The sequence below is a fragment of the Lysobacter sp. P5_B9 genome (assembly GCF_054049835.1).
Map to the genome: position 1 here is coordinate 319,971 of NZ_JBFULP010000001.1, position 23,828 is coordinate 343,798.

Below are 23,828 nucleotides of genomic sequence, written 5' to 3' on the forward strand. Positions count from 1 at the left end.
CTCAGCCGAACGTGAGCGCGGAGAGCTCGACCCCACGGTCAAGGAACAGGATTTCCATCTCGCGATCTTCGATTGGAACTTGTTGGCGAATTAGTTGATACATCCTGTACCCGGACACGATGCCGGCACCGTCGGCATCGATGTCCGAGCCGTGTGACGAACCCGGCGGCTTGCCGTCGATGCGCACGGGGCCGTCCATCGACGATCCCATCACCAGGTGCAGATCGCGCGCATGGAAGCGATACAGCACGCGCGTCCTGCCCACGTTCGAACGTGCCTTCTCCTCCTTGACCGTCCAGTCGCCATCGAGCGCCCATTGGTTGTCGAATAGCCGCGACGGCGCGCCGTAGACGTGCCGCTCCGACTGCACGATGCCCCCTGGCGAGGCGAATCGCTCCGTGCGCGAATAGCCGGTATATGTCTCTGGCGACTTGAGGTTCGGCCAGTCCGCGGCCGCTTCGGGGCCTTCCCCGACGATCGGCGCGATAGCAGGTATATGTCCAGAAGTCGACGACCACGACCTTGCCACGCAAGTTGTTCGCATCGAGCGGTTCGGAGTTGATCCATCCGGTGGCGCCTTGCAGCGATGGCACGTTCCACGGGCGAGAGCTCCTTCGGCGGCGACGCAATCAGCCTTTGGCCGCTGCCTTCGCAGGACGTGCCGAAAAACGCAATGGCGACACCGCACACGGTGGCTATTAGCGAGGAGGGAACCGTGTTCATGGTTTTTTCGCAACAGACTACAGCGTGTCCGTGATGTCTATTGGACGAAGGTATCGACCCGCGCGCGAGGCATCATTGTCATAAAAAATCTCGTGCAAAAGCTGTCGAGTGGCGTACTCTCACGGCGCGGTTTAGATCTCGAGATTCGACATGCAGGTGGAGTCCGCTCATATCTCGCGAGATATGCACATGCTCGCGCAAGGTGGCATTTCGGCTGCGCTGGTAGACGTTGCGCCAAGCGGTATCCTCGCGATCGACGAGTCAGGCCGCGTAGCGACCGTGAACGTAAGGGCTGCACGATTGCTCGGGCATGCCTGCGCGGACATCGAGGGCCAGAACTTCATCGACCTCCTGCGTCCGTCGGTGCGCGGTGATGGTATGGCGTGGTTGCGTGACGTCGTGAGGCAGGGTGGCTTCGCCGATGTTTGTGCCCTTCGTGCCGATGGCGCACTGGCTTCGCTCCAGCTCGCGGTCCGTGCTATCCGATTCGACGGGCGCCTCATGCTCGCATGCTATTTGCGCGAAACCCACCGTCGAAGGCGTGGCGATCCCGATACGACGATTGCGGCTATCAAGCGCGAGCAGCGCGTCGATGCGCAGGACGAACGCGTGATGGTGCGCGCTGCTGCCGAGCCTATCGTGTACGTCATTGACAGCGATGCGTCGATACGTGCTTCGCTTACGAGGATGTTGCAGCGCTGCCAGTGCAAGGTGGAAGCATTCGCGGCGGCACATTCATTTCTGGCGCACACGCGCCCTTGCGTCCCGGGTTGTGCGATTCTCGATGTAGAAGGTCCGGATTGGGACTGCTTCGCTCTGCCGGCGCGTTTGGCGGCAGATGGCGCAACGCTTCCGATCATTCTCATGGCAAGTCACGGCGACGTGCCCACGAGCGTACGCGCCATGAAAGCGGGAGCCTTTGAGTTCTTTGTCAAGCCACTGTCGGAGCACGCCGTGCTGACAGCGATTCGCGATGCGATCGCTTTCAGCGCGTCGACGCTCGAGCGGGCACGGCAACGCCTCGCGCTCGAGGCCAGGTACGTGTCGTTGACGCCGAGGGAGCGCGACGTGATGCGCGGCGTAATATCGGGCCTGTTGAACAAGCAAGTGGCTGCCGAGCTCGGCATCAGCGAGATCACGGTGAAGGCACATCGCGGACGGGCGATGCGCAAGATGCAGGCGCACTCGCTAGCGGAACTGGTCAACCTTGGGGGGGCGCTGGGCCTGGCTTCGTCGTGTCCCACTAGAGCGTTCGACACGTCCCCATAGATCCGCTTGTCCAAGCAGATGGCGTAAAGACGCCCTCCCCAATCTCAGCAAGGAGAACAGATCTCGTGAATCAAGTCATAGAGAAGACGAGCGCCGCTGGCGCTCCCGCGATTCGCCCATTTGAGTTCAGGGCGTCAGATGCCGATCTGGCAGATCTGCGCAGACGCATTGAGGCCACGCGCTGGCCAGATCGGGAGACCGTCAACGATTCCACACAAGGCGTACAACTGGCGACGATCCAGAAGCTCGCGCGCCATTGGGCGACGCAGTACGACTGGAGGAAGACCGAGGCCAGGTTGAACGCAGCTCCAAACTTCATAACCAACATCGACGGCCTGGACTTTCACTTTCTCCATGTTCGTTCAAAGCACGAGAATGCCTTGCCGCTCCTCATGGCGCATGGTTGGCCCGGATCGATCATCGAGCGAATGAAGATCATCGGCCCGCTCATTGATCCCACAGCGTACGGAGGTAGCGCATCCGACGCATTCCATCTGGTGATTCCGTCCATGCCTGGCTATGCCTTTTCCGAGAAGCCAAAGACGACGGGCTGGAACCCCGTACGCATCGCCAACGCATACATTGAATTGATGGAGCGCCTCGGGTACACGAAGTACGGCGTGTCTGGTGGCGACTGGGGGGCGATCATTGTCGAACAGATGGCGTTGAAGACCCCACCGGGCCTGGTCGGCGTCCACACCAACATGGCCGGCGTGGTTCCGCCAGAGATCGACAAGGCGCTATCGCGTGGCGACCCGCTCCCTGCTGGCCTAACCGATGAGGAACAGCGCGCGTGCGACCAGATTGCCTTCGCCTACAAGCACATCGGATATGCGCTGTTGATGGGCGACCGGCCACAGACGCTTACCGGCTTTGCGGATTCCCCCGTGGGCATGGCGGCCTTCATGCTCGACCTTTACCCCAAGCGTTACGAGATGCTCGCGCGTTCGATCGACGGGCAACCGGAAGGGGAGACGCCCAACGATTTCCTCGACAACATCACGTTGTCCTGGTTGACCAACACGGCCATTTCCAGCGCCCGCCTCTATTGGGAAAACAAGACCCCGTACTTCTCCGTCAAGGGCGTCACCGTCCCCGTGGCCGTCAGCGTGTTTCCCGATGAGCTTTATGAAGCGCCGAAGAGTTGGTCTGAGAAAGCCTATCCCAGGCTTGTGCATTACAACAGGCTCCCGAAGGGCGGCCACTTTCCGGCTTGGGAGCAGCCGGAGCTGTACTCACAGGAAGTCCGCGCGGGGTTCAGAACGTTGCGGATGCAGTGAACCAGGATTGCTCTGACGCATGGAGTCGCGAGTGGCCCTCGCCTCGGTGTTGGCGGGGTCAAAACCCTGAAGGTCTCGGCGCATGACTGTCAACGGATTCGATCTGGCCTCCGCTTTGAACATAGTGACCACCGTCGCTGTGGTGGTCGGAGTTGTGTTCGCCATGGTGCAACTTCAGCACGGCGCGCGCACGCGCCGTGACCATGCGGCCGTCGACGTCGTTCGGACGGTCCAGACGCAAGAAGTGCGGCAAGCCATGGCGACTATCCTGATGCTGCCGGACAACGTTTCTCCCGAAATGATTCGTAACGATCCGAAATTGCTTGCGGCGGCTCTGGCGGTGGACAGTGCTTGCGAAATGTGGGGCTGCCTGGTCTACGAGAATGTTGTCGACCTTCACATGCTGGATCGCATGGTGGGCGGTTGGGTCAGAGGCTCATGGCGCAAGCTTGGCGGATGGGTTGAGGCGGAGCGTCTCGACAACCGCAATCCCAATATTGGTGAATGGTGGCAGTGGCTTTACGACAAGATCGAAGCGGAACCGGATCCGAGCAAGGCACTTGGCGCACACATCACATATCGCGGCAGGTGCAAGTACTCCGAGAGTCGTATGCTGTCTGAACCAATGCAGATTCCGGGCCGAAAGAAATCATCAGCCGGTTCGGTCATCCAACCCAAAGCGAAGGAGGGACTGCCCCATGTCCAAGACTGAAGCCATCTTGTTTACCGGCAAAACCCATACTGCTGCCAGCCCCCGCACAGGCGAGGCGCGCGCCGCCCATGGCCGTCTGGACATCAAGACATCGGCGTCCGGATCCGGCACGAGCCAGGAGCAGGTATTCGCTGCCGCCCTGCCGCATCCGACAGCGGAGCAATTGTTCGCAGGCGCATGGTCGGCGTGCTACTACGGCGCGATCGGAGTGGCTGCCCAGGAAATGAAGTTGAAGCTCCCGTCCGATCTGGCCATTGAGATCGAGGTGGATATGGTCCAGACGGGCAGCGACTACTTCCTCCGGGCACGATTCAACGTCATCGTGCCGGGTGAGACCCGCGAAGTGGCAGAGGCCCTCGCGCACAGGGCCCACGAGATCTGCCCCTACTCGAAGGGCACCAAGGGCAACATCGACGTGGAGGCAAAAGTCACTGTCTGAGCGAAGCATCGAAGAGATCCCACCGGCAGGCGCAGGACCGAGGCACTCCTGATGAACGTCACATCCTTCGTGATTGGCCTGGCCGCGATCGGCCTGCTGGGATTCGCCAATCAGCGCGGCCCCATATGCACCGTGGGTGCAATCAGGGAGATCGTCATCGAGCGCCGGTATCGGCGATTGGCGGCACTCCTGGAAGCCTCGCTCTGGGTCGGGGGCGGCCTGATAATCCTCAACGCAGCAGGACTGCTTCCACAGGCGCCCCAGGGCTACAGAGCCAGTACAACCACGGTCGTCGGCGGCGTGCTGCTCGGAATCGGTGCATTCATCAACGGCACCTGCGCCGTCGGCACCATTGCGGGGATTGGTGCCAGGCAATGGGCTTACCTGGCTACGCTCGCCGGCTTTTTCCTTGGCAGTCTGGCGATGGTGTGGCTGGCCGCCCCTCAGCGATTGGATGACCCGTCGATCATCCTGATGGCGTCGGCCTGGCTGATGACCGCATGCATAGTCGTGTTCATCGTGCGGCTGCTTACGCACGGCCGGAGTATCCGGCGTACAGGCGTCCCGCCGCTGCGTTACATCTGGTCGCCTCATGTCGCAACAACCATCATGGGGCTGTCTTTTCTGGTCGTGTTCGTGACGGTAGGTGGTTGGTCCTATACCGACACGCTGGGCCGGCTGGCGCGCGGCGGGACCTTTGAAATGATGCCGAGCCTGCTTCTTTTCGTTGCGTTGTTCACGGGCGCGTTGATTGGCGGCTGGACGGCCGGGGAGTCCGGCATCAAGCCACGAAAAGGCGTCACTGCTGGACGCTGCCTGCTTGGAGGCGGGCTGATGGGCATTGGGGCGACATTGGTCCCAGGCAACAGTGACGGACTGATTCTGATCGGGATGCCGTTGCTACGGCCATACGCCTGGATCGCTTTCGCAAGCATGTGCATGACGATCTACATTGCAACCGTCCTTGCACGTCCGCGTGGAACTCGGGCCCACCCGGATGGCGAAAGGCAACACGAGCGAAGCGATGGTTAGCGATGCGGGCTGAGCTCGCCGACAAGACCATATCGCTCAGGTCGCCGCATCGCTGAATAGGCGACATGGGGAAAAGTCTGATTTCCAGTGGTGCGTGATGCGAATCGCAGTTCACGCCGGGGCGGAAGCGTTTCATTGGTGTCGCAGCAGGAGACGCAACCAATGACCGCCGGCAAACCAGCACGCTCTACCGACAAACTGGAACACGTCCAACGGGCGGTGTTGGGGATCGCATTGGTCGCCGGTGTGTTCTGGGCACTGGTGACCAGTGGTTCGGCACCGATCCTGCTGCTCATTGCCTAGGGTGGTTCCGGGGCATGCCGTCGCGCTCCTGGCGGCATGCCTCGGTTATGTCGTTCCCCAGTTCATCTTGAGGAGGGCCAATGCGTATCAAGCGGTGGCCGGCTGATGCAGTGAAATTCTTCTCCCTCGATGCATCAGTCGGGCACCGAACCCTCAGCCCTGAAAGAGTGCGCGCCGTCGCCATGACAAGAGTTGCACATAGGAATCTCAAGCGTGGACAAATTCTCCTTTGAACGACGCGATCAACTCGATGCGCTGATAGACAGCTTCGAGCAGTGCCTGTCGCGCCTGCTGGACGAACTTGTCGCTTACTGCAACGGCCACGCTAACTCGATCCTGTCCGTGACCGGCGAGGACGACGACCAGTACGTGTGTAACCGCATCAATGCCGTGCTGCGCAAGCACGCCTTCCCGCTCTATGCCATCCATCTGCTGGAACGTAGGCGGACCTCATCTCGGCCACTTCCACGCTTCGGCGAAGGCGATTAGTTCGTCGCACGCGTGAGCGGTCATAGCAGGGAATCGCGTAGGCGAGAGGCCAGCTCTCTGGTCCGCGCAGAACGCGTCGGAAGAGCGATCTACCTTCGCGAGACAGCGGCGAGCTTGGCATTGTCATAATTCTGACGCGTGTTCTTGGCAGGGTGCAGGCGGGCCGCAGGACTTCTTGCGCACGGATGCGCTTCCCGGGGAGCAACCAATGAAGACGTTTTCTGTGCGCCGGCGAACGCTCGCCGCGGCGCTGATGCTGCTGTGCGGTACCGTTTCGGCCGGCGAGTTCGTCCATCCGGATCATGCGGAGTTCAACGCCATGCTGGCGGCGCCTTTCAAGGCGCAGGGCGGGCAGGTTCCTGTTCGCCTGATGTTCGACTACCCGTACTCCAGTGCCTCCGTAGCCGCTGCATGGACGCTCGATGTCCTGTCGGCCGATGGCCTGGTCGTGCATCACTACGCCGGCATCGCGCCGTTCAACAAACATCGAGGGCTCGTGCATCTCAGCTGGGATGGCCGTGGCGCCCGCGGGGAGCCACTAACCGATGGCTATTACACGTTGCGCCTGCGCGCGGTCCCGGCGACGAACCAGGCCCAAGACACTGCACTCACGGTGGATGACCGCGTTGAGATGTCGATGATCGCGTTCGCGGACGAGATCATCGAACAGAACTACGACGTAATGGTCGGTACTGTGCGCGCGGCGTCGACCCGGCCGATGAAGGCGCTGAAGGTGGGTTCGCGCGATGCAAAGCTCTCGTCCCAGAACATCACCGCCCAGTCCGTGCCTGCCGATGGTGGCCTTCCGTACACGATCTACTACGGCAACCTCCATAGCCAGACCAATCACAGCGACGGTGGCACGCCGGTGGCGCAATGCAGCGGTTCGGAAGTGCCGCAAGGCGGCACAATGGGCCCGAGCGACGCCTACGCGATGATGCAGAACCAGGCCGGTGGCGACTTCCTGCTCACCTCTGAGCACAACCACATGTTCGACGGCTCGACGGGCACCAATGCGTCGGCCAGCCCGTCTGCCGCCATCGCGATGTTCGACAGTGGCCTGCAACAGGCGAGCGACCACCGCACTGCACACCCGGCCTTCATGGCGCTCTACGGCCTGGAATGGGGTGTGATCAGCAACGGCGGCCATCTCAACCTGTTCAACCCCGATGCCCTGGCCGGGTGGGAGTACAACGGCTCCAACCAGTTGATTGGCGAGGTCTACACCGCCAAGAGCGACTACCCGGCGCTTTACGCGACGATGAAGAGCCGCGGTTGGATCGGTCAGTTCAACCATCCTGCGACCACTGGCCAGTTCCTCGTAAACGGCACCGCGCTGGAGTACGACGCGAACGGCGCCGACGTGATGGTGATGGCCGAGGTGCTCAACAGCTCGGCTTTCTCGGCCAACACCACGCAAACCGAAACCGGGCGCAGCAGTTATGTCGGAGCCTGGAACAAGCTGCTGGAAGCGGGTTACCACGTCGCGCCATCGAGCGACCAGGACAACCACTGCGCCAACTGGGGCCTGTCGTTCACCAACCGCACCGGCGTGCTGCTGCCCTCGGCGGCGGCGCTGGACATGGCGAACTTTCTGGATGCCCTGCGTGCCCGCCGCGCCTTCGCCACCGAGGACAAGGCCGGCCAGCTTGTGCTTACCGGCAACGGGCACGTGATGGGCGAAAGCTTCACCAACAACGGTGCGCTGACACTCACCGCCAGCTACGCCAGCACCAATGGCCAGACCGTGCAGCGCGTGCAGTTCTTCGAAGGCGTGCCCGGTCGCAACGGCACGGTGACGCAGCTGACCGAAGGTAGCGACACCTACAGCTTCACTCCGGCCAATGGCGAGCACTTCTATTACGCGCTAGTCACCCAGGCCAACGGACTGCGCTTGTGGTCCGCACCGGTGTGGGTCAGCCAGGGCAGCGGCCCGGCCGACACCACGCCGCCGACGGTGAGCGCCTCCGAATCCGGCAGCAGCGGCACCATCACACTGGCGGCCACCGCGTCCGACAATGTAGGTGTTGGCAGGGTCGAGTTCTATGTCGATGGCATGCTCAAGGGCAACGACACAACCTCTCCCTACTCGGCTCGCCCCTGCGCCTCGGTCGCGCATTGCCGACACACTGATGATCTGCCCGGTTGGCCTTCGGTCTTCCCCGGTTGGGTAACGGGTTTTGGCCTCCCTGTCCCGCGTCTGACGTTGGCCCCGAGTGTCGAGCCAATGGAGGGCAGGTCATGATCGTTTCGGTATTCAATCTGAGTCACGGGGCCATCAGCGACATCCATATGCAGAAGGTGATCCGGGCGATCAATGTCCAGATCGCGCGCGATTTCGAGCCCTATTGGGGCTTCGGTGCGACGCTCCGCCTGGAGGGACACACGGCCCACAAGGGGAAACAGCGTTTCAAGTTCGATCCGCTGGATATGCGCGGCGACGGCGTGCTGTACGTGCTGGACAAGTTCAACGAGGAGCTGGCCGGCGCACACGACGCGGACTTCCGTGGCGTCCCGGCAGGCGTGGTGTATCTGGATTTGAGCGAAGGCCTGCAGGAGGAATGGAGCGTCAGCCTCTCGCATGAAGCGCTGGAAATGATCGCCGATCCGCAGATCAATCTGGTCGTTCAGGGCCCGCATCCCGAAGGGCGTGATCGCGACGTGTTCCATTGGTTCGAGATGTGCGACGCCGTGCAGGCGCAGTCCTACCCGATCGACGGCATCGGCGTCTCGGATTTCGTGCTGCCCTTGTACTTCACGCCTTCCTCGGAATCGGGCTCGCGCAACAACTTCATGGGCGCCGTGATTCGAGGAAAGACAGCACACCACCTGCCCTCGTTCGGCGTGGCGCATGGTGGCTACATCGGCTATTTCGATCCGAAGAAGGCCGACAACCTGACCTATGAGCACGAAGGCGATGCATTGGCCAGGAAGCGTCGTGCCATCAAGCAAGGTCGCACCGGACGCCGTGCACGGCGCATGGCCAAGACGGCTCAATTCGCGACGATGCCGAAAGTGTGAGCCGGAACGGCGTCCCCCTTGCTATCCCGCTTGCCGGTCTGGAAAGCGCCTTCCCAGAGGACGCTGAGGACGAGGTATTAAGGGTAGGTCAGGCCCAGGGCGTCCAGCAGGGGCTTGTAGGCCAGGTTGATGGCAATGCTGGTCTCGTAGAGGGAGAAACAAAGCTGGCTGTCCACTTTTTCTGCCTGTCGTGCGACGGCATCGATCTCAGGTTTCATCGGTCTTTAACGACAGGCGGTGCCGAATCCCTCAACCGGTACCGCGCATGCATCCAACGGCGCTACCGCGCCGCCGGATCAGCCCGCTGGCCGGCGTGATCAACGACTGCGCGCCGTTCGTTTGCCGACATCGATCCGCGAACACCAGCGCATCGCGCGCGAAGCGAATGGGCCACCGTGAAAGCCGACTGCCCTCAGGAGACGACGATGTCCACCAAGCTACGACCCATGTATCTGCCGCTGGCGTGCTCGCTTGCGCTGGTGTGCGCGACGGCGATGCCAGCCGTAGCCAAGGCGGCCGAGGCGGCCAAGAAAGCCGAGGCGACCGGGGCCGCTGCGGCCGAGTTGCGCGATCCACAGGCGCTGGCCGCCCTCGACAAGATGGGACAGGCGCTTCGTTCGCTCAAATCGTTCTCGCTCACCTCCGATGCCACCACCGAGGTGGTGCTCGACGACGGCCAGAAGATCGAGCTCGACGAGCAGGTGCGCTACAAGGTGCAGCAACCCGACAAGCTCTTCGTCGAGATAAGCAGCGACCGGAAGCAGCGCCAGGTGTACTTCGATGGCAAGCAGCTCGCGATCTATTCGCCGCGACTGAAGTACTACGCAAAAGCGGACACACAGGCGCACACGCTCGGTGAGCTGGTCATCAATGCCGCCGAGAAGTACGGCATCGAATTCCCGCTGGCCGACATGTTCTTCTGGGGCACCGAGCACGCGCCCAAGGACCAGATCCAGGAGGCCGCCTATGTCGGGCCGGCCACGCTCGACTCCGAGCGCGTGGATCAGTACGCCTTCCGCCAGGAAGATGCCGACTGGCAGGTCTGGATTTCGAAGGAAACCTCGCTGCCGAAGAAGCTGGTGATCATCAGTGGCGATGACCCGGCGCTGCCGCAATACAGGGCACAGCTGCACTGGGATACCCGGACGCCCGTGGATGCCACCGTGTTCCAGTTCTCGCCGCCGGCCGATGCGCACCAGCTCAAGCTGGTTAAAACCGGCGTGGCCGTCGTGGAGGAGAAGTGAAATGAGCGCTTCCAGGAACGAATATCGCCGTTGGCACCTGGCCCTGCTGCTGTTCACGACGGTCGCCGTGGCAGGCATCTCCAATGTGGAGGCGCAGCGCGGTGGCGGAGGCCGTGGTGGCGGTGGCGGCGGTGCCCGCGCCGCCGCACACGGCAGCGTCAATCATCAGGCGCACGCAGGCGGCGGAGCGAATCGCAGTGCGCAGAACGTCAATCGCAACGAGAACGTCAACCGCAACGTCAATCGCAACACCAACGTGAATGTCAACCGCGACGTCCACGTGGACGTCGATAGCCATAACGGATGGAACGATTGGGACCATCCCGTAGCGGCGGCGGCGGCGGTGACCACGGCCGTCGCAGTCACCAGTGCGGTGATCGGGTCGATCGTGTATTCGGTGCCGCCCAGTTGCGTGAGCACCGTGGTCAACGGGGTTGCCTACCAGCAGTGCGGAAGTACCTGGTACCAGCCGCAGTACTCGGGCACGAACGTGCAGTACGTAGTGGTCAATGCGCCCTGAGGAAGCCTCTCTCCCAGCATGTCAGTCACCCGATTCGCGGAGCACTCCAATGAAATCCATTGCCATGGCATTCGTACTCCTGCTGCTGGCCGGCTGCGCTTCTACACCGACGGTGACCACGGACCACGATCCGTCGGCGCAATTCGGCTCGTACAAGACCTACTACTGGGCGAAAAAGCCCGAAGGCACCTCGCCGCTCGTGACGCAGCGGATCGTGGAGGGCATCGATGCCCGGCTGCAGGCGAAGGGCTGGACGCAGGCGCCTGACGGCGACGTGGCCCTGGTCGCGAACATATCGCGGGCGCAGCAGCAGTCCATCGATACCTTCTATAGCGGCACCGGGATGGGCGGCTGGGGCTATCGCGGCTGGGGCGGCATGGGTTCGGCGACCACGACCGTGCGCAACTACACCGTTGGAACGCTGGTGGTGGACATGTTCGACACTCGCACCAAGCAGGCGGTATGGCGCGGTAGCGCGAGTGGAACGGTGCCGAACTCACCGGAAAAAGTGGATGCCGCGGTGACGGCGGGGCTCGACAAGATGTTTGCGAACTTCCCGCCAGGAAGCTGATCTCCCTGAGGCTTTGTAGCCGCGGGGGCGGTGTTGATGATTGCCTGCGTTGACCGACGCGTCCGCCGCTACTACGCGGCGTCGAACAGCTGTTGCAGCACGTCCTCGCCATAGCGGTCGAGCTTGCCGGCGCCGATGCCCGGGATGCGGGCGAGTTCGTCCAGGTCTTCGGGCGCATTCATCGCGATCGCCCGCAAGGTGCTGTCGTGGAAGATCACGTAGGCCGGCACGCTCTGTTCGCGTGCGGTATTGGCTCGCCAGCTGCGCAGGGCGTTGAAGCGCACCAGCGCGTCGGGCGGCAGGTCGAATTCCTGGTCCGAAGCAGCAGTCGCACGATCGCGCCTGCGCCGCGGCTGCTTGGGTTGCTCGACACGGAAATGCAGGCTGCGCTCGCCACGCAGCACGGGGCCGGCACCTTCGGTAAGCAACAACGCGCCATGGACATCCGCTTCGAGCAGGCCATGGGCGACCAGCTGGCGGAACACGCTGCGCCACTGGCGCTCGTCGAGATCGCTGCCGATGGCCCAGGTGCTGAGCTGGTCGTGCCTGAACTGCTGCACGCGCTCGGTGCCGACGCCGCGCAGGATGTCGATGACATGCGCCGCGCCGAAGCGCTGGCCGCTGCGGTAGACGCATGACAGCGCCTTGCGTGCCGCGATCGTGCCGTCCCAGCTCTGCGGCGGTTCCAGGCAGTTGTCGCAGTTGCCGCAGGCGCCTGCGTGCGCTTCGCCGAACCAGCCCAGCAGCGACTGGCGCCGGCAGGCGGTGGACTCGCAATAGCCCAGCAGCGCGTCGAGCTTGCGCAGCTCCAGCCGTTTGCGTTCCTCGCCCGCTTCCGACTGCAGGATCAGCTGGCGCAGGTTGATGGTGTCGCCCAGGCCGTAGCAGAGCCAGGCTTCGGCCGGTTCGCCGTCGCGTCCGGCGCGGCCGGTTTCCTGGTAATAGCCTTCCACCGACTTGGGCAGGTCGACGTGGGCGACGAAGCGCACGTCCGGCTTGTCGATGCCCATGCCGAAGGCGATCGTCGCCACCATCACCACGCCGTCCTCCTGCAGGAAGCGACGCTGGTTGGCCGCGCGCGACGCCGCGTCCATGCCGGCGTGGTAGGGCAGGGCATCGAAACCGAGTTCACGCAGCTGGCCGGCGACGCTGTCCACGCGCTTGCGCGAGAACGCGTACACGATGCCGCTCTGGCCGCGGTGGTCATGCAGGAAGTCGCCCAGCTGCCTCACCGTGCTGTCCTTCTGCACGACGCGATAGCGGATGTTGGGCCGGTCGAAGGAGCTGACGTAGCGGCGCGCGTCTTCCAGCGCGAGGCGCTCGGCGATTTCCTGGCGCGTGGGTTCATCCGCGGTGGCCGTGAGCGCGATGCGCGGCACCTGCGGCCAGCGTTCGTGCAGCACGGTGAGCTCGCGGTATTCCTTGCGGAAGTCGTGCCCCCACTGCGACACGCAGTGGGCCTCGTCGATGGCGAACAGGGCGATGCGCGCGCGATCGAGCAGCGACAGGAACCGCGGCGTCAGCAGGCGCTCGGGGGCGACGTAGAGCAGGTCGAGTTCGCCGTTGAGCAGTTGGCGTTCGACATTCCCGGCTTCGGCCGCGTCGAGCGAGGAGTTCAGGTACGCCGCCTGCACGCCGAGCTGGCGCAGCGCCTCGACCTGGTCCTGCATCAGCGCGATCAGCGGCGACACCACGATGCCGCAGCCTTCGCGCAGCAGTGCCGGCAACTGGTAGCACAGCGACTTGCCGCCGCCGGTGGGCATCAGCACCAGGGCATCGCCGCCGTTGGCGACCTGCTCGACGATCTGGGCTTGTTCGCCGCGGAATTCGCGGTGGCCGAAGATACGGCGGAGGAGGTCGAGGGCGGAATCGGACATGGGCCCATTCTAAAGGCCGCGGTTCTCACGCCCCTGAGGCATTGCCGCGCAGGCGCCCCGGATTTGTCCGAATTCGCGCAGGGGCGGAAAAGCAAGACCCCCGCAATGCGGGGGTCCGGGAGCGCAGGCGGATGCTGGTCTGGGTCATTCCAGCAGCGATCGCAGCATCCACGCGTTCTTCTCGTGCACCTGCAGGCGCTGGGTCATCAGGTCCACCGTCGGGTCGTCGCCCGCATCGTCCGCGGTCTTGAGTACCTTGCGCGCGGTTCGCGCCACCGCCTCGTTGCCGGTCACGAGCTGACGGACCATTTCACGCCACGCGGCGGTGTCGCTCAGGCCCGGCTCCTCGGGGATCGAGGACAGGCGGATGAATTCGGCGTACGAGCCCGGCGCGTTGTAGCCCAGGGCGCGGATGCGCTCGGCGGTTTCGTCCAGGGCCACCCACTGTTCGTTGTACTGGGTCTCGAACATCAGGTGCAGGGCGTTGAACATCGGCCCGGTCACGTTCCAGTGGAAATTGTGGGTCTTCAGGTACAGGGTGAAGCTGTCGGACAGGAAGCGCGCCAGGCCTTCCGCGACCTTCTTGCGATCGCTGCCGCTGATCCCGATATCGATGGCGGGCGCATTGCCGGTCGGAGTCTCGACGGACTTGGGTTTCGAAGATCCGGACTGGGGCGAATCCGACTTCGAGGACTTCTTCTTGGCCATGCTGATCTCCCTGGGTTACTGGTGGGGTACTTGCGTGGGGTGCTTGCGGCGACAATAGGCCGGCACGTGGACGGTTTGAAGTGGATTATTTCTTTCAGTTGGATAGATGAACCCTATCGATGCAAACGCTAAGCCCGCGTCACGACGGGGCGGCAGGGGCGAGGCCCGGCCGGCCGATCCCGTGCGCGAGGCCGAACTGCGCCAGGCCCGCCGCGCCATCGATGGCGCCCTGAGCCGCGACCGCGGCCGGCTGCACGGCCTATGGTCGCGCTGGAGCGGCAAGCCGGCCGACGACAAGGCCCAGGCTGCCTTCGCGCAGGCGCTGGCGGTGTCCGTGGCCCAGCGCGAATCCCGCGTCGCCGCGCTGCCGCAGGCGCCCGTCGATCCGTCGCTGCCGATCGCCGGCGAGGCGGAACGCATCGTCGAGCTGATCCGCCAACACCAGGTCGTGGTGATCGCGGGCGAGACCGGTTCGGGCAAGACCACGCAGATTCCGAAACTGTGCCTCGCCGCCGGCCGCGGCGCCGCGGGCATGATCGGCTGCACCCAGCCACGACGCATCGCCGCGCGCGCGGTGGCGCGGCGCGTAGCCGAAGAACTGAAGACGCCGCTGGGCGGCGCAGTCGGCTACCAGGTCCGCTTCACCGAGAACGTGGGCGAACAGACCGCGGTCAAGTTCATGACCGACGGCATCCTGCTCGCCGAAATCCAGTCCGATCGCTGGCTGTCGCAGTACGACACCATCCTCATCGACGAGGCGCACGAACGCAGCCTCAACATCGATTTCCTGCTCGGCTACCTCAAGCAGCTGCTTGCGCGGCGTCGCGATCTCAAGGTGATCGTGACCTCCGCCACCATCGACACCGAGCGCTTCGCCGCCCACTTCGACAACGCGCCGGTGGTGAATGTCGAAGGCCGCAGCTACCCCGTGACGGTCCGCTATCGACCTTTGGAAGGCGAAAACGAAGATGACGGCGAGCGTACGGTCAACGACGGCATCGTCGGCGCCTGCGACGAGATCACCCGCGAGGATCCGCGCGGCGACGTGCTGATCTTCCTCGCCGGCGAACGCGAGATCCGCGACGCGCACCAGTCGCTGGAGCGCCGCAAGTACCGCGAAACCGAAGTTCTGCCGCTGTATGCGCGGCTGTCGGTGCGCGACCAGGACCGCGTCTTCAATCCCGGCACCAAGCGCCGCATCGTGCTCGCCACCAACGTCGCCGAAACCTCGCTGACGGTGCCGCGCATCCGCTACGTCGTCGATCCGGGCATGGCGCGCATCAAGCGCTACAGCCCGCGCGGCAAGCTCGACCGCCTGCATATCGAAGACATCTCGCAGGCCAGTGCCGACCAGCGCAAGGGCCGCTGTGGCCGCATCGCCGAGGGCACCTGCTATCGCCTGTACTCGGAAGCCGACTTCGAATCGCGCCCGCGCTACACCGATCCGGAAATCCGCCGTGCCGCCCTGGCAGGCGTGATCCTGCGCATGCTGTCGCTGGGGCTGGGACGCATCGAGGATTTCCCCTTCCTCGAGCCGCCCGACCCGCGTGCGGTCGCCGATGGCTGGCAGCAACTGGCCGAGCTCGGCGCCGTCGACATCGACGCCGCAGGCGGAGGACGCCAGCTCACGACCATCGGCAAGCAGATGGCGCGCCTGCCGGTGGACGTCAAGCTCGCGCGCATGCTCGTGGCCGCCAACACGCACGGCTGCCTGCGCGAGATGCTCACCATCGCCGCCTTCCTCGGCATCCAGGATCCGCGCGAGCGACCGGCCGACCAGCGCGCCGCGGCCGACAATGCCCACGCGCAGTTCGCCGATCCGCGCTCCGAGTTCGTCGGCATCCTCAAGCTGTGGGACGCCTACCAGGCCGCGCACGAGGAACTCACGCAGTCGAAGCTGCGCGCGTGGTGCGACAAGCACTTCCTCGGCTTCCTGCGCATGCGCGAATGGCGCGAACTGCATCGGCAGCTGAAGCTGCTGTGCGATGAGCTGGCATGGCCGGTGCGTGGCGCCACGGGCGATTTCGACCATGCCGCCTTCGCCACGCTGCATCGCGCTTTGATCGCCGGGCTGCCGACGCAGATCGGCCAGCGCGGCGACAAGGGTTTCTACGACGGCCCGCGCGGGCGCAAGTTCCAGTTGTTCCCCGGCTCGCCGCTGGCGAAGAAGCCGCCACCGTGGCTGCTCTCGGCGACGCTGCTCGATACCGAGCGGGTGTGGTCGCTGACCAACGCCACGATCGAGCCGGACTGGGCCATCAGCGAGCTCCCGCACCTGCTGTCGCGGCGCCACCATGATCCGCACTGGGCGCGATCGCAGGGCCGTGTCGTCGGCAGCGAGCAGATCAGCCTGTTCGGGCTGGTCCTCGCCCCCAAGCGCCCGGTGCACTACGGCGCGCTGTTCCCGGAGGAAAGCCGCGTCATCTTCGCCCGCGATGCGCTGGTGACCGGCGAGATCAACACGCGCTGTGCGTTCCTGCCGCGCAACCTCGCCACCCTGGCGAAGGCACACGAGGAAGAGGCCAAGCAGCGCCGCGCCGGCCTCGTCGTCGACGAGGAATGGATGGCGCAGTGGTACCTCGACCGCCTGCCGCCGCACGTGCACAACGCGCAGGCGCTGGATGCCTGGTACAACAAACTGCCGCCGGCGGAGAAGGGGAAGCTCGAATGGTCGTTCGACGACCTGATGATCGGTGGCGAAACCGAGGCCGCGCGCTTCCCGCCTTATCTCACGCTCGGCAATGCAAGGCTGGCGGTGAAATACCGCTTCGAACCCGGCGCACCCGATGACGGCATGACCGTCGCGGTGCCGCTGCACCTGCTCAATGCGCTCGATCCGGCGCGCCTGTCGTGGCTCGCGCCCGGCTTCGTCGCCGACAAGGCGGCCGGACTGATCAAGTCGTTGCCGAAGACGCTGCGGCGCAACTTCGTGCCGGCGCCGGATTTCGCGCGCGCGTTCCACGAGGCGAACGCACAGCCCGGCGCCGATTCGCTCACGGGCGAACTGGCGCGCTTCCTGCGCAAGCTCACCGGGGTGGAGGTGGCCGCGACCGATTTCGACGAGGCCACGCTGGAACCGCACCTGCGCATCAACCTGCGCCTGCTCGATCGTGACGGCAAGAACGTGCTGGCGGAGTCGCGCGACCTCGACGACCTGCGCCGCCGCTTCGGTGAGCGCGCCGCCGCGGCGTTCGCGGCGAAGGCGGCCGATGGGCTGGCGCAGGCGGGATTGACGGCGTTTCCGGAGGCGGCCATTCCGGCTTCGGTTCCCGGCGCGGGCGGTGTGCCTGCGTATCCGGCGCTGCACGACGACGGCGACAGCGTGTCGCTGCGCGTGCATGCCGAGCGGGACGTCGCCCAGCGCGCGCATCCGCGCGGCGTGCGCCGCCTGCTCGCGATCGCGCTCGCCGACAAGCTCAAGCAGGCGCGCAAGCAATTGCCGGTGTCGCCGAAGATCGGCCTGCTGTATGCCGCGATCGAATCCGCGTCGCCGCGGACCGAAGGCTTGAAGGAAGGCGATCGCCTGCGCGGTGACCTCGTCGATGGTGCGTTCGACGCGTTGACCCGCGATGGCCTGGCCGATATCCGCGACGCAGCCGCTTTCGCCGAACGCCGCGAGTTTGTCGCGAAGCAGCTCTTCCCGGAGGCCATGGAACGCCTGCGCCAGGCTGAAGTGATCCTCGCCGCCGTGGCCGAAGTGCGCGCGAAGCTGGAATCGCCGCTGATGGGCTGGGCCAGCGGCAACCTCGACGACATGCGCGCGCACCTGGCAGCGCTGACGCCGCCCGGCTTCCTGCGCGAAGTGCCTGCCGACGCGCTGCGCGAGTATCCGCGTTACCTGAAGGCCCTGTCGCTCCGCGGTGAGCGCGCGCTGCGCGATCCCACCCGCGACCAGACGCGCATGCTCGAGCTCAAGCCGTTCGCCGATGCGTTGGCGCTGGCGACGGAGCAGGGCGAAGCGGACGTGCCCGAATGGCAGGCATTGCGCTGGGACCTGGAAGAGCTGCGCGTCTCGCTGTTCGCGCAGGAACTGGGCGCGCGCGGCGGTGTGTCGCCGAAGAAGCTGGTCCAGCGGCTGGCATCGCTGCGGCGTTAAGCGCCGCAGTGTCCCGCCTCAGTCGATACGGTAGACGCGCGCCTTGGGCAGGTCTTCATCGACCTGCAGGAACCAGCGCCCCGCGATGCCGGGAACCAAGACGATCTCCGGCGCCTGCATGGGTGCGCGCAGCTTCATGTTGCCCTTGAGCACCTTCCACTGCTGGCCGTTCTCCAGCGCGAACACGGTGCCCGGTTCCCAGCCGGCGACGCTGCCTTTCACGCGGCTGTGGATGGGCCGGTCGTCCAGGCCGACATAGGTGCGGCTTTGATCGGTGCTTTGATCGGCGCTTTGATCGGCGCTTTGATCGGCACTCTGGTCTGTGGCGGCTGCGGTGCGCGCCTGGGCAGATGCAGGCGGTGCCGCTGCAGGCGTTGCCGCTTTCTCGGCCAGCAGCCGGTTCAATGCCGCCAGTTGCGCAGGCGTGAGCGTGTCCAGCCCGGCCTCGTGCATTTCTTCGGGGCTCAGGCGTTGTTCGAGACGGACCGAGGAATCCTGCGCCTGTGCCGGCATTGCAGCCGCAAGGGCCAGGGCGGCGCCCAAAAGCATCTGTCGCAACATGGTGTTCCTCCGCTTGCGCCAGCCGGACGCGGAGCAGCGCGGCTGGAACACGACATGCTGTCCGAGGCAGGTTTCAGGAATATGTCAGGCGGAGCGCGCTCGCATCAGGGTTCGACCCGCCTGACCTTGGTGCCGATGCTGACGCCCTCGATCTGGATGAACCAGCTGCTGAGGGCGCCGGGCCGCACCGTGACTTTCGGATTCGCCAGGCGCGTGCTGGTGACGTACTCGCCGTCGACCACGCGCCAGCGTTGGCCATTCGCCAATTCGAACACGGTCCCGGGTTCCCAGCCGTGGAACTCGCCCTTCAGCGTGCTGGTTACCGGAGCGTCGGCTTCGTGGAGCCTGCGGGAGCGCTCCGTCGCCGCGCTGTCGGCGGCGACCGTTGCCTGCTCCTCGCGCAGCAATTGGTTGAGCAGGGACAGCTGTTGCGCAGTGAGCTGGTCCAGCCCCGTCGCCCGCATCTGTTCAGCGGAAAGGCGTTGCTCGATGGCGACGTAGGGGCGCTCGGCGAAGGCGGCAATGGGGGCGGCCAAGGCCAGCAAGGCCATGGCGAACCCGAGCCGCCGCATCCATTGGAGGTTGTCGCCGGCCATCACTTGACCCGGCGCACGCCGGCGCGCGTGTTGTAACCCTCGATCTGCATGTACCACTTGTTGCCCACTACGGCTGGCGTGATCCGCACCTGCGGATCGGTCTTGTGCACGCCGGCGAGGGAGGCCGAATCGACCTGTTCCCAGACCTGGCCGTTGTCCAGGGTCCAACTGCGCCCATCGGAGAACCCGCGGAACTCGCCGACGATCCTGGCGACGATGGGATCGGCCTTGCCGAAGCTCACGAAGCCACGATTCTCGGTTTCGACCTTTTCCTTCGCCAGGGTCGCGGCCTTGGTGGTCTCGACTTCGAGGGTGTTGTTGAGCCAGGCGTTGAGGTTGGCCAACTCCTGTGGCGACAATTTGTCCAGGCCCGCGGCCTTGAACTGCGCCGGATTCATCTGCTGTTCGATCGGCGGCTGGGCGCAGGCAGCGGGAACGACCGCGGCCAGGGCCACGAACATGAGCGAATGCCAAAGCGGACGCAGGCGGATCGAGGGCATGACTGTTCCTCCGGACGGTTGGGGGCTAGTGTAGTCCGGCCGCCACGATTTCATCGCGACGCCCCCACCGTGATTTCCGCTTCCGCCATCGACCTGGATGCCCTGCTTGCGTCGCCCGCCACCGCGCAGGCGGCAACGGCCATTGCGCCGCCGCTGCGGCGCGCGTTGCAGGCGGCATACGGCGACGCGGACGTGGTGATGCGCAATGCGCAGCCGATCGTCGAAGCGACGCTGGCGTCGCTGGCCCGGCTCGGCGCCGATGGCGAAACCGTCGCCGCCGCACTCCTGCACGATTGCCCGCCCCCGGCGGGCACCGCGGAAATCGAGAAGAAGTTCCCCGCCGTCGCCGCACTCGTGGAGGGCCAGAACGCGGCGTCGCAGGTGTGGTCGCTGCATGCCGAGCGCGGATCGCATGCCAGCAACGAAGGATTGCGCCGCCTGCTGCTGGCCATCGTCCGCGACCTGCGCGTGGTGTCGATCCTGCTGGCGCGACAACTGGCGCGGATGCGCAACGCGGGCACGCTACCGGAAACCGAGCAGCGCGCGCTGGCCGAACTCACCCGCGACATCCATGCGCCGCTGGCCAATCGCCTGGGCATCTGGCAGCTGAAGTGGGAACTGGAAGACCTCGCCTTCCGCTATCTCGAAGCCGATACCTACAAGCAGATCGCGCGCCTGCTGGACGAGAAGCGCGGCGACCGCGAGCGCTACATCGAGGCGGTGAAACAGACGCTGCAGCAGGCAATGGCCGCGCAGGGCGTCAAGGCGGATGTCGCCGGGCGTCCCAAGCACATCTACAGCATCTGGAAGAAGATGCGACGCAAGGACGTGCCGATCAGCGAGCTCTACGACCTGCGTGCCGTGCGCGTGCTGGTCGACGATGTCGCCGCCTGCTACGCCGCACTCGGCGTGGTGCATTCGACCTGGGCGCCGATCCCGAGCGAGTTCGACGACTACATCGCGCGACCCAAGCGCAACGACTACCGCTCGTTGCATACGGCGGTGATCGGGCCGGAAGGCAAGACCCTGGAAGTGCAGATCCGTACCTTCGACATGCACAGGCAGGCCGAGCTCGGCGTCGCCGCGCACTGGAAGTACAAGGAGGCCGGCAGCCAAAGCGCCGACGCGGCGTTCGATCGCAAGATCGCGTGGATGCGCAAGCTGCTCGAGGAAGGCGAGGGCGCGCTCAGCGGCGAGTTCGACAACGAACTGGTCGAGGATCGCATCTATGTGCTTACGCCCAAGGGCGAGGTGATGGACTTGCCGGTGGGCGCCACGCCGCTCGATTTCGCCTATCTAGTGCACACGCAGGTGGGTCACCGTTGCCGGGGCGCCAAGGTAGACGGGCGCATCGTGCCGCTCGATCACAAGCTGCGCACGGGGGACCGCGTGGAGATCCTCACCGGCAAGACCGAGGAGCCGCGGCGCGACTGGCTGGTCGCATCCAACGGGTTCCTCGCGAGCGGGCGTTCGCGCGAGAAGGTGCGTGCCTGGTTCCACAAGCTCGATCGCGCGCGCAACGAGCAGGAAGGCAAGGAGATGCTGGACAAGGAACTGCGCCGGCTCGGCCTGCTGGGCGCCGACCTCGCGCCGGTGCACCAACGCTTCAACGTCGACAGCGACGGCGACCTGCACGTGCTGGTGGCGTTGGGCGATGTCGGCCCGCACCAGGTGGGTCGCGTGCTGCTGGAACTCGAGCGTGCGGCGACGGTGCCGGACGAGCCCGCAGCTACCGGCATCCAGGTGACGCGCGCGCCGCGCAAGGTGGCGCGGGGAAGTACGGAGTTCACCGTTGAGGGCGTCGGTAACCTGCTGGTGCAGCTCGCACGCTGCTGCCAGCCAGTGGCCGGTGAACCCATCGTGGGCTACCTCACCCGCGGCCGCGGTGTCAGCGTGCACCGTCCGGATTGTCCTTCGTACCTGCGCCTCGTCGCGGCGCAGCCGCAGCGGGAATTGCCGGTGGAATGGGGCAGCAAGGGCGGCGGCTACGAAGTGGACGTGGAAGTACTGGCGCTCGACCGCAAGTGGCTGCTGAAGGAAGTCAGCAACGTGATCGCGCAGGCCAACGCCCATGTCACCAGCATCAGCAGCCAGCTGGAGCGCAATGGCGCGCACGTGCGCCTGCGCGTGCGCTTGCGCGTGAACGACTATGGCCAACTGTCGGCCCTGCTCGGCAAGCTTTCGGCGCTTCCGGGCGTGGAACATGCCAACCGGACCTGACGCCTGTTAACCGGGTCGAAGTCTGACTGCGCTCACGGCCTCCGTTTCGCATGGCGTTATCCTCGCCGCAATGACGATGCACGATCCCGGTCCCGATTCCGAACGTTCGCAACGACGCCCGCTGTCGTTGGGGCGTTTCGACGAATCGGGTGCAAATGTCATCGCGCGGCGACTCCGCTCGTGGGACTGGCAATGGATCATCGCCATCGCCCTGTGTTTCGCCGTGCTCCTGTTCGGCCTGCGGCAACCGCTGGCCGACTGGTTGTGGCCGCAGACCCGCGCCGAACGGCTGAGCATGCAGGCCGAGCGCGCCCTCGCCCAGGGCCGGCTCACCGCCGCCGATGGCAGCGGCGCGCGCGAGCTCTATGCGGCCGCACTGGCGCTGGATCCCGACCGCGCCAATGCGCGCGCCGGACTGGACCGCGTGGGCCAGGCCGCGCTGGCGCAGGCGCGCGCGGCGGTTGCGCGCCGCCAGTTCGCGCGCGCGCACGAGGCCTTGCAGCTCGCCGACGAGTTGTCCGTGCCGCGTGCGCAGGCCGATGCGTTGCGGGAGCAATTGCGGCGCGCCGAAGCCGGCTCGGTCGGCATCGACGCACTGCTGCGCATGGCCGCGAGCGCACATGCGGCGGGCAAGCTCGAAGGCAGCGATGGCGCCTTGCCGCTGTACCAGCGCGTGCTCGAGCTGGAGCCCGATCGCATCGGGGCGCTGGAAGGGCGCGAGGACGTGCTCTCGGACCTGCTGCAGCAGGCAACTGCGCAACTGGCCGCGGGTGATGCGGCCGGTGCCGCTGCGGTGGTGCGGCGCGTACAGGCCGCTGATGCCGGACATGTCGAACTGCCCGATCTGTTGGCCGCGCTGACGCGTGCCGCGGAAGACAAGCGCAGGCAGGCAGATCGTTACCTTGCGGGCAAGGAGCTCGATCAGGCCCTGGAGGCCTACGAGGCTGCGTTGCAGGTAAATCCGGACGACGCCGATGCGCTGCACGGCGTGCATGCGGTCGCATCGGCGCATGCCCAGCGCAGCGATCGTTTCGCCGCCGACTACCGTTTTTCCGAGGCCGAGGCCGAACTGGCGCAGGCACGCACGATAGCGGGCACATCAGCCGCGCAGGTGCCGGCCATTGCCGAAGCGCAGCAGCACCTCGTCCGCGCGCGTCAATCGCAACGACAAGTCGCTGTCCCGGCGCCGACGGCATCGCAACGCAGGCGCGTCGCGCAACTGCTTGCGGACGCCGCGCACGCGCAGGCACGCGGCGATCTCATCACGCCGCCGGGAGACAGTGCTTTCGACAAGCTGCGCGCCGCGAGCGCGATCGCGCCGCAGGACCCAGGGGTCAAGGCGGCGTCAGCGCGCCTGGCACCCGTCGCAATGCAATGCTTCAACGAAGCGCTGCGCGGCAATCGCCTGGTACGTGCGGGCGCGTGTCTCGACGCGCGCCGCGCCCTGGAAGGCGAAACCGGCGCCGTGCGCGCCGGTCGCCGTGAACTCGCACAACGCTGGATCGCACTCGGCGACCAGCGCCTCAGCGCCGGTGAGATAGCCGGCGCGCAGGCCGCACTCCAGTCCGCGCGCTCGCTGGATCCCGATGCGGCGGGGCTCGCCGCGTTTGCGGATCGCCTGCGCATGGCCGCGGCCGCCGCCGATCGGGAGGATTCGTATTGACCCT

General features: G+C 65.4%; 22 protein-coding genes. 15 read left to right on the forward strand and 7 right to left on the reverse strand.

Annotated elements, in window-relative coordinates:
• Position 1: 1 nt before the first annotated feature.
• Positions 2 to 544 carry a hypothetical protein gene (locus ACXJJ9_RS01465; protein ID WP_457095514.1) on the reverse strand — a complete coding sequence of 181 codons (543 nt, stop codon included), beginning with the start codon at positions 542 to 544 and terminating at the stop codon, positions 2 to 4.
• Between the two features lie 329 nt (positions 545 to 873).
• Here ACXJJ9_RS01465 and ACXJJ9_RS01470 point away from each other — a divergent pair, with 329 nt between their 5' ends.
• From ACXJJ9_RS01470 to ACXJJ9_RS01510, 9 genes are all read left to right on the forward strand, one after another.
• Complete coding sequence (locus ACXJJ9_RS01470; protein WP_457095515.1) at positions 874 to 1,992, forward strand: LuxR C-terminal-related transcriptional regulator; 1,119 nt, start codon at positions 874 to 876, stop codon at positions 1,990 to 1,992.
• Between the two features lie 65 nt (positions 1,993 to 2,057).
• Positions 2,058 to 3,272: an epoxide hydrolase family protein gene (locus tag ACXJJ9_RS01475; RefSeq protein ID WP_457095516.1), complete on the forward strand. Its 1,215-nt coding sequence runs from the start codon at positions 2,058 to 2,060 to the stop codon at positions 3,270 to 3,272.
• A gap of 82 nt (positions 3,273 to 3,354) precedes the next feature.
• Positions 3,355 to 3,984 carry a DUF4760 domain-containing protein gene (locus tag ACXJJ9_RS01480; protein ID WP_457095517.1) on the forward strand — a complete coding sequence of 210 codons (630 nt, stop codon included), beginning with the start codon at positions 3,355 to 3,357 and terminating at the stop codon, positions 3,982 to 3,984.
• Positions 3,971 to 4,423: an Ohr family peroxiredoxin gene (locus tag ACXJJ9_RS01485; RefSeq protein WP_457095518.1), complete on the forward strand. Its 453-nt coding sequence runs from the start codon at positions 3,971 to 3,973 to the stop codon at positions 4,421 to 4,423. The genes ACXJJ9_RS01480 and ACXJJ9_RS01485 overlap by 14 nt, the downstream gene beginning before the upstream one ends.
• A gap of 51 nt (positions 4,424 to 4,474) precedes the next feature.
• On the forward strand, positions 4,475 to 5,455 hold the full coding sequence (locus tag ACXJJ9_RS01490; protein ID WP_457095519.1) for a YeeE/YedE thiosulfate transporter family protein: 981 nt from the start codon (positions 4,475 to 4,477) through the stop codon (positions 5,453 to 5,455).
• A 162-nt stretch (positions 5,456 to 5,617) separates the two neighbouring features.
• On the forward strand, positions 5,618 to 5,758 hold the full coding sequence (locus tag ACXJJ9_RS01495) for a hypothetical protein (RefSeq protein WP_457095520.1): 141 nt from the start codon (positions 5,618 to 5,620) through the stop codon (positions 5,756 to 5,758).
• A 213-nt stretch (positions 5,759 to 5,971) separates the two neighbouring features.
• A complete protein-coding gene (locus tag ACXJJ9_RS01500; protein ID WP_457095521.1) occupies positions 5,972 to 6,247 on the forward strand; it encodes a hypothetical protein in 276 nt (91 codons plus the stop codon).
• Positions 6,248 to 6,455: 208 nt separating this feature from the next.
• Positions 6,456 to 8,492, forward strand: a complete 2,037-nt coding sequence (locus tag ACXJJ9_RS01505) for a CehA/McbA family metallohydrolase (protein ID WP_457095522.1) — start codon at positions 6,456 to 6,458, stop codon at positions 8,490 to 8,492.
• Complete coding sequence (locus ACXJJ9_RS01510) at positions 8,489 to 9,268, forward strand: hypothetical protein (protein ID WP_457095523.1); 780 nt, start codon at positions 8,489 to 8,491, stop codon at positions 9,266 to 9,268. Before ACXJJ9_RS01505 ends, ACXJJ9_RS01510 begins: the two co-directional genes overlap by 4 nt.
• 77 nt (positions 9,269 to 9,345) lie before the next feature.
• Here the strand turns inward: ACXJJ9_RS01510 and ACXJJ9_RS01515 are convergent, their stop codons facing one another.
• The gene (locus tag ACXJJ9_RS01515; protein WP_457095524.1) at positions 9,346 to 9,486 is read right to left on the reverse strand and encodes a hypothetical protein; all 141 of its coding nucleotides are present in this window, start codon (positions 9,484 to 9,486) and stop codon (positions 9,346 to 9,348) included.
• Positions 9,487 to 9,693: 207 nt separating this feature from the next.
• Here ACXJJ9_RS01515 and ACXJJ9_RS01520 point away from each other — a divergent pair, with 207 nt between their 5' ends.
• Genes ACXJJ9_RS01520 through ACXJJ9_RS01530 form a run of 3 tightly spaced genes read left to right on the forward strand, consistent with a single transcriptional unit; the run spans position 9,694 to position 11,603 of the window.
• Positions 9,694 to 10,512, forward strand: coding sequence for a DUF2092 domain-containing protein (locus ACXJJ9_RS01520; protein WP_457095525.1), 819 nt, complete (start codon positions 9,694 to 9,696; stop codon positions 10,510 to 10,512).
• Between the two features lies 1 nt (position 10,513).
• Positions 10,514 to 11,032, forward strand: a complete 519-nt coding sequence (locus ACXJJ9_RS01525) for a hypothetical protein (protein ID WP_457095526.1) — start codon at positions 10,514 to 10,516, stop codon at positions 11,030 to 11,032.
• A gap of 49 nt (positions 11,033 to 11,081) precedes the next feature.
• A complete protein-coding gene (locus tag ACXJJ9_RS01530) occupies positions 11,082 to 11,603 on the forward strand; it encodes a DUF4136 domain-containing protein (RefSeq protein ID WP_457095527.1) in 522 nt (173 codons plus the stop codon).
• Positions 11,604 to 11,674: 71 nt separating this feature from the next.
• Here the strand turns inward: ACXJJ9_RS01530 and recQ are convergent, their stop codons facing one another.
• Both recQ and ACXJJ9_RS01540 read right to left on the reverse strand, forming a co-directional pair.
• Positions 11,675 to 13,480, reverse strand: coding sequence for a DNA helicase RecQ (gene recQ, locus ACXJJ9_RS01535; protein WP_457095528.1), 1,806 nt, complete (start codon positions 13,478 to 13,480; stop codon positions 11,675 to 11,677).
• 144 nt (positions 13,481 to 13,624) lie between these two features.
• Entirely contained in the window at positions 13,625 to 14,188 is a 564-nt protein-coding gene (locus ACXJJ9_RS01540) for a Dps family protein (protein ID WP_310051138.1), read from the reverse strand.
• Positions 14,189 to 14,294: 106 nt separating this feature from the next.
• On the opposite strand from ACXJJ9_RS01540, the gene hrpA reads away from it, so the two are divergent.
• Positions 14,295 to 18,284 carry an ATP-dependent RNA helicase HrpA gene (hrpA, locus tag ACXJJ9_RS01545; protein ID WP_457095529.1) on the forward strand — a complete coding sequence of 1,330 codons (3,990 nt, stop codon included), beginning with the start codon at positions 14,295 to 14,297 and terminating at the stop codon, positions 18,282 to 18,284.
• 18 nt (positions 18,285 to 18,302) lie between these two features.
• On the opposite strand, the gene ACXJJ9_RS01550 is transcribed toward hrpA, so the two are convergent.
• From ACXJJ9_RS01550 to ACXJJ9_RS01560, 3 genes are read right to left on the reverse strand one after another with little or no spacing between them, the layout of a single operon-like run.
• Positions 18,303 to 18,896 (reverse strand): hypothetical protein, encoded by a 594-nt coding sequence (locus ACXJJ9_RS01550; RefSeq protein ID WP_457095530.1) that lies wholly within the window; start codon positions 18,894 to 18,896, stop codon positions 18,303 to 18,305.
• A 53-nt stretch (positions 18,897 to 18,949) separates the two neighbouring features.
• The gene (locus tag ACXJJ9_RS01555) at positions 18,950 to 19,441 is read right to left on the reverse strand and encodes a hypothetical protein (RefSeq protein WP_457095531.1); all 492 of its coding nucleotides are present in this window, start codon (positions 19,439 to 19,441) and stop codon (positions 18,950 to 18,952) included.
• The gene (locus ACXJJ9_RS01560) at positions 19,441 to 19,941 is read right to left on the reverse strand and encodes a hypothetical protein (protein ID WP_457095532.1); all 501 of its coding nucleotides are present in this window, start codon (positions 19,939 to 19,941) and stop codon (positions 19,441 to 19,443) included. Before ACXJJ9_RS01560 ends, ACXJJ9_RS01555 begins: the two co-directional genes overlap by 1 nt.
• Before the next feature lie 69 nt (positions 19,942 to 20,010).
• On the opposite strand from ACXJJ9_RS01560, the gene ACXJJ9_RS01565 reads away from it, so the two are divergent.
• Together ACXJJ9_RS01565 and ACXJJ9_RS01570 are read left to right on the forward strand one after the other, a co-directional pair.
• Positions 20,011 to 22,161, forward strand: coding sequence for a RelA/SpoT family protein (locus ACXJJ9_RS01565; protein ID WP_457095533.1), 2,151 nt, complete (start codon positions 20,011 to 20,013; stop codon positions 22,159 to 22,161).
• Positions 22,162 to 22,231: 70 nt separating this feature from the next.
• Positions 22,232 to 23,824, forward strand: a complete 1,593-nt coding sequence (locus ACXJJ9_RS01570) for a tetratricopeptide repeat protein (protein ID WP_457095534.1) — start codon at positions 22,232 to 22,234, stop codon at positions 23,822 to 23,824.
• Positions 23,825 to 23,828: the final 4 nt, after the last annotated feature.

What these genes read in the sequence shown, in the direction of transcription:
- ACXJJ9_RS01465 (WP_457095514.1), bottom strand. Translation starts at nt 544, where the DNA reads ATGCGAACAACTTGCGTGGCAAGGTCGTGGTCGTCGACTTCTGGACAT.
- ACXJJ9_RS01470 (WP_457095515.1), top strand. Translation starts at nt 874, where the DNA reads ATGCAGGTGGAGTCCGCTCATATCTCGCGAGATATGCACATGCTCGCG.
- ACXJJ9_RS01480 (WP_457095517.1), top strand. Translation starts at nt 3,355, where the DNA reads ATGACTGTCAACGGATTCGATCTGGCCTCCGCTTTGAACATAGTGACC.
- ACXJJ9_RS01485 (WP_457095518.1), top strand. Translation starts at nt 3,971, where the DNA reads ATGTCCAAGACTGAAGCCATCTTGTTTACCGGCAAAACCCATACTGCT.
- ACXJJ9_RS01490 (WP_457095519.1), top strand. Translation starts at nt 4,475, where the DNA reads ATGAACGTCACATCCTTCGTGATTGGCCTGGCCGCGATCGGCCTGCTG.
- ACXJJ9_RS01495 (WP_457095520.1), top strand. Translation starts at nt 5,618, where the DNA reads ATGACCGCCGGCAAACCAGCACGCTCTACCGACAAACTGGAACACGTC.
- ACXJJ9_RS01505 (WP_457095522.1), top strand. Translation starts at nt 6,456, where the DNA reads ATGAAGACGTTTTCTGTGCGCCGGCGAACGCTCGCCGCGGCGCTGATG.
- ACXJJ9_RS01510 (WP_457095523.1), top strand. Translation starts at nt 8,489, where the DNA reads ATGATCGTTTCGGTATTCAATCTGAGTCACGGGGCCATCAGCGACATC.
- ACXJJ9_RS01515 (WP_457095524.1), bottom strand. Translation starts at nt 9,486, where the DNA reads ATGAAACCTGAGATCGATGCCGTCGCACGACAGGCAGAAAAAGTGGAC.
- ACXJJ9_RS01520 (WP_457095525.1), top strand. Translation starts at nt 9,694, where the DNA reads ATGTCCACCAAGCTACGACCCATGTATCTGCCGCTGGCGTGCTCGCTT.
- ACXJJ9_RS01525 (WP_457095526.1), top strand. Translation starts at nt 10,514, where the DNA reads ATGAGCGCTTCCAGGAACGAATATCGCCGTTGGCACCTGGCCCTGCTG.
- ACXJJ9_RS01530 (WP_457095527.1), top strand. Translation starts at nt 11,082, where the DNA reads ATGAAATCCATTGCCATGGCATTCGTACTCCTGCTGCTGGCCGGCTGC.
- recQ (WP_457095528.1), bottom strand. Translation starts at nt 13,480, where the DNA reads ATGTCCGATTCCGCCCTCGACCTCCTCCGCCGTATCTTCGGCCACCGC.
- ACXJJ9_RS01540 (WP_310051138.1), bottom strand. Translation starts at nt 14,188, where the DNA reads ATGGCCAAGAAGAAGTCCTCGAAGTCGGATTCGCCCCAGTCCGGATCT.
- hrpA (WP_457095529.1), top strand. Translation starts at nt 14,295, where the DNA reads ATGAACCCTATCGATGCAAACGCTAAGCCCGCGTCACGACGGGGCGGC.
- ACXJJ9_RS01555 (WP_457095531.1), bottom strand. Translation starts at nt 19,441, where the DNA reads ATGGCCGGCGACAACCTCCAATGGATGCGGCGGCTCGGGTTCGCCATG.
- ACXJJ9_RS01560 (WP_457095532.1), bottom strand. Translation starts at nt 19,941, where the DNA reads ATGCCCTCGATCCGCCTGCGTCCGCTTTGGCATTCGCTCATGTTCGTG.
- ACXJJ9_RS01570 (WP_457095534.1), top strand. Translation starts at nt 22,232, where the DNA reads ATGACGATGCACGATCCCGGTCCCGATTCCGAACGTTCGCAACGACGC.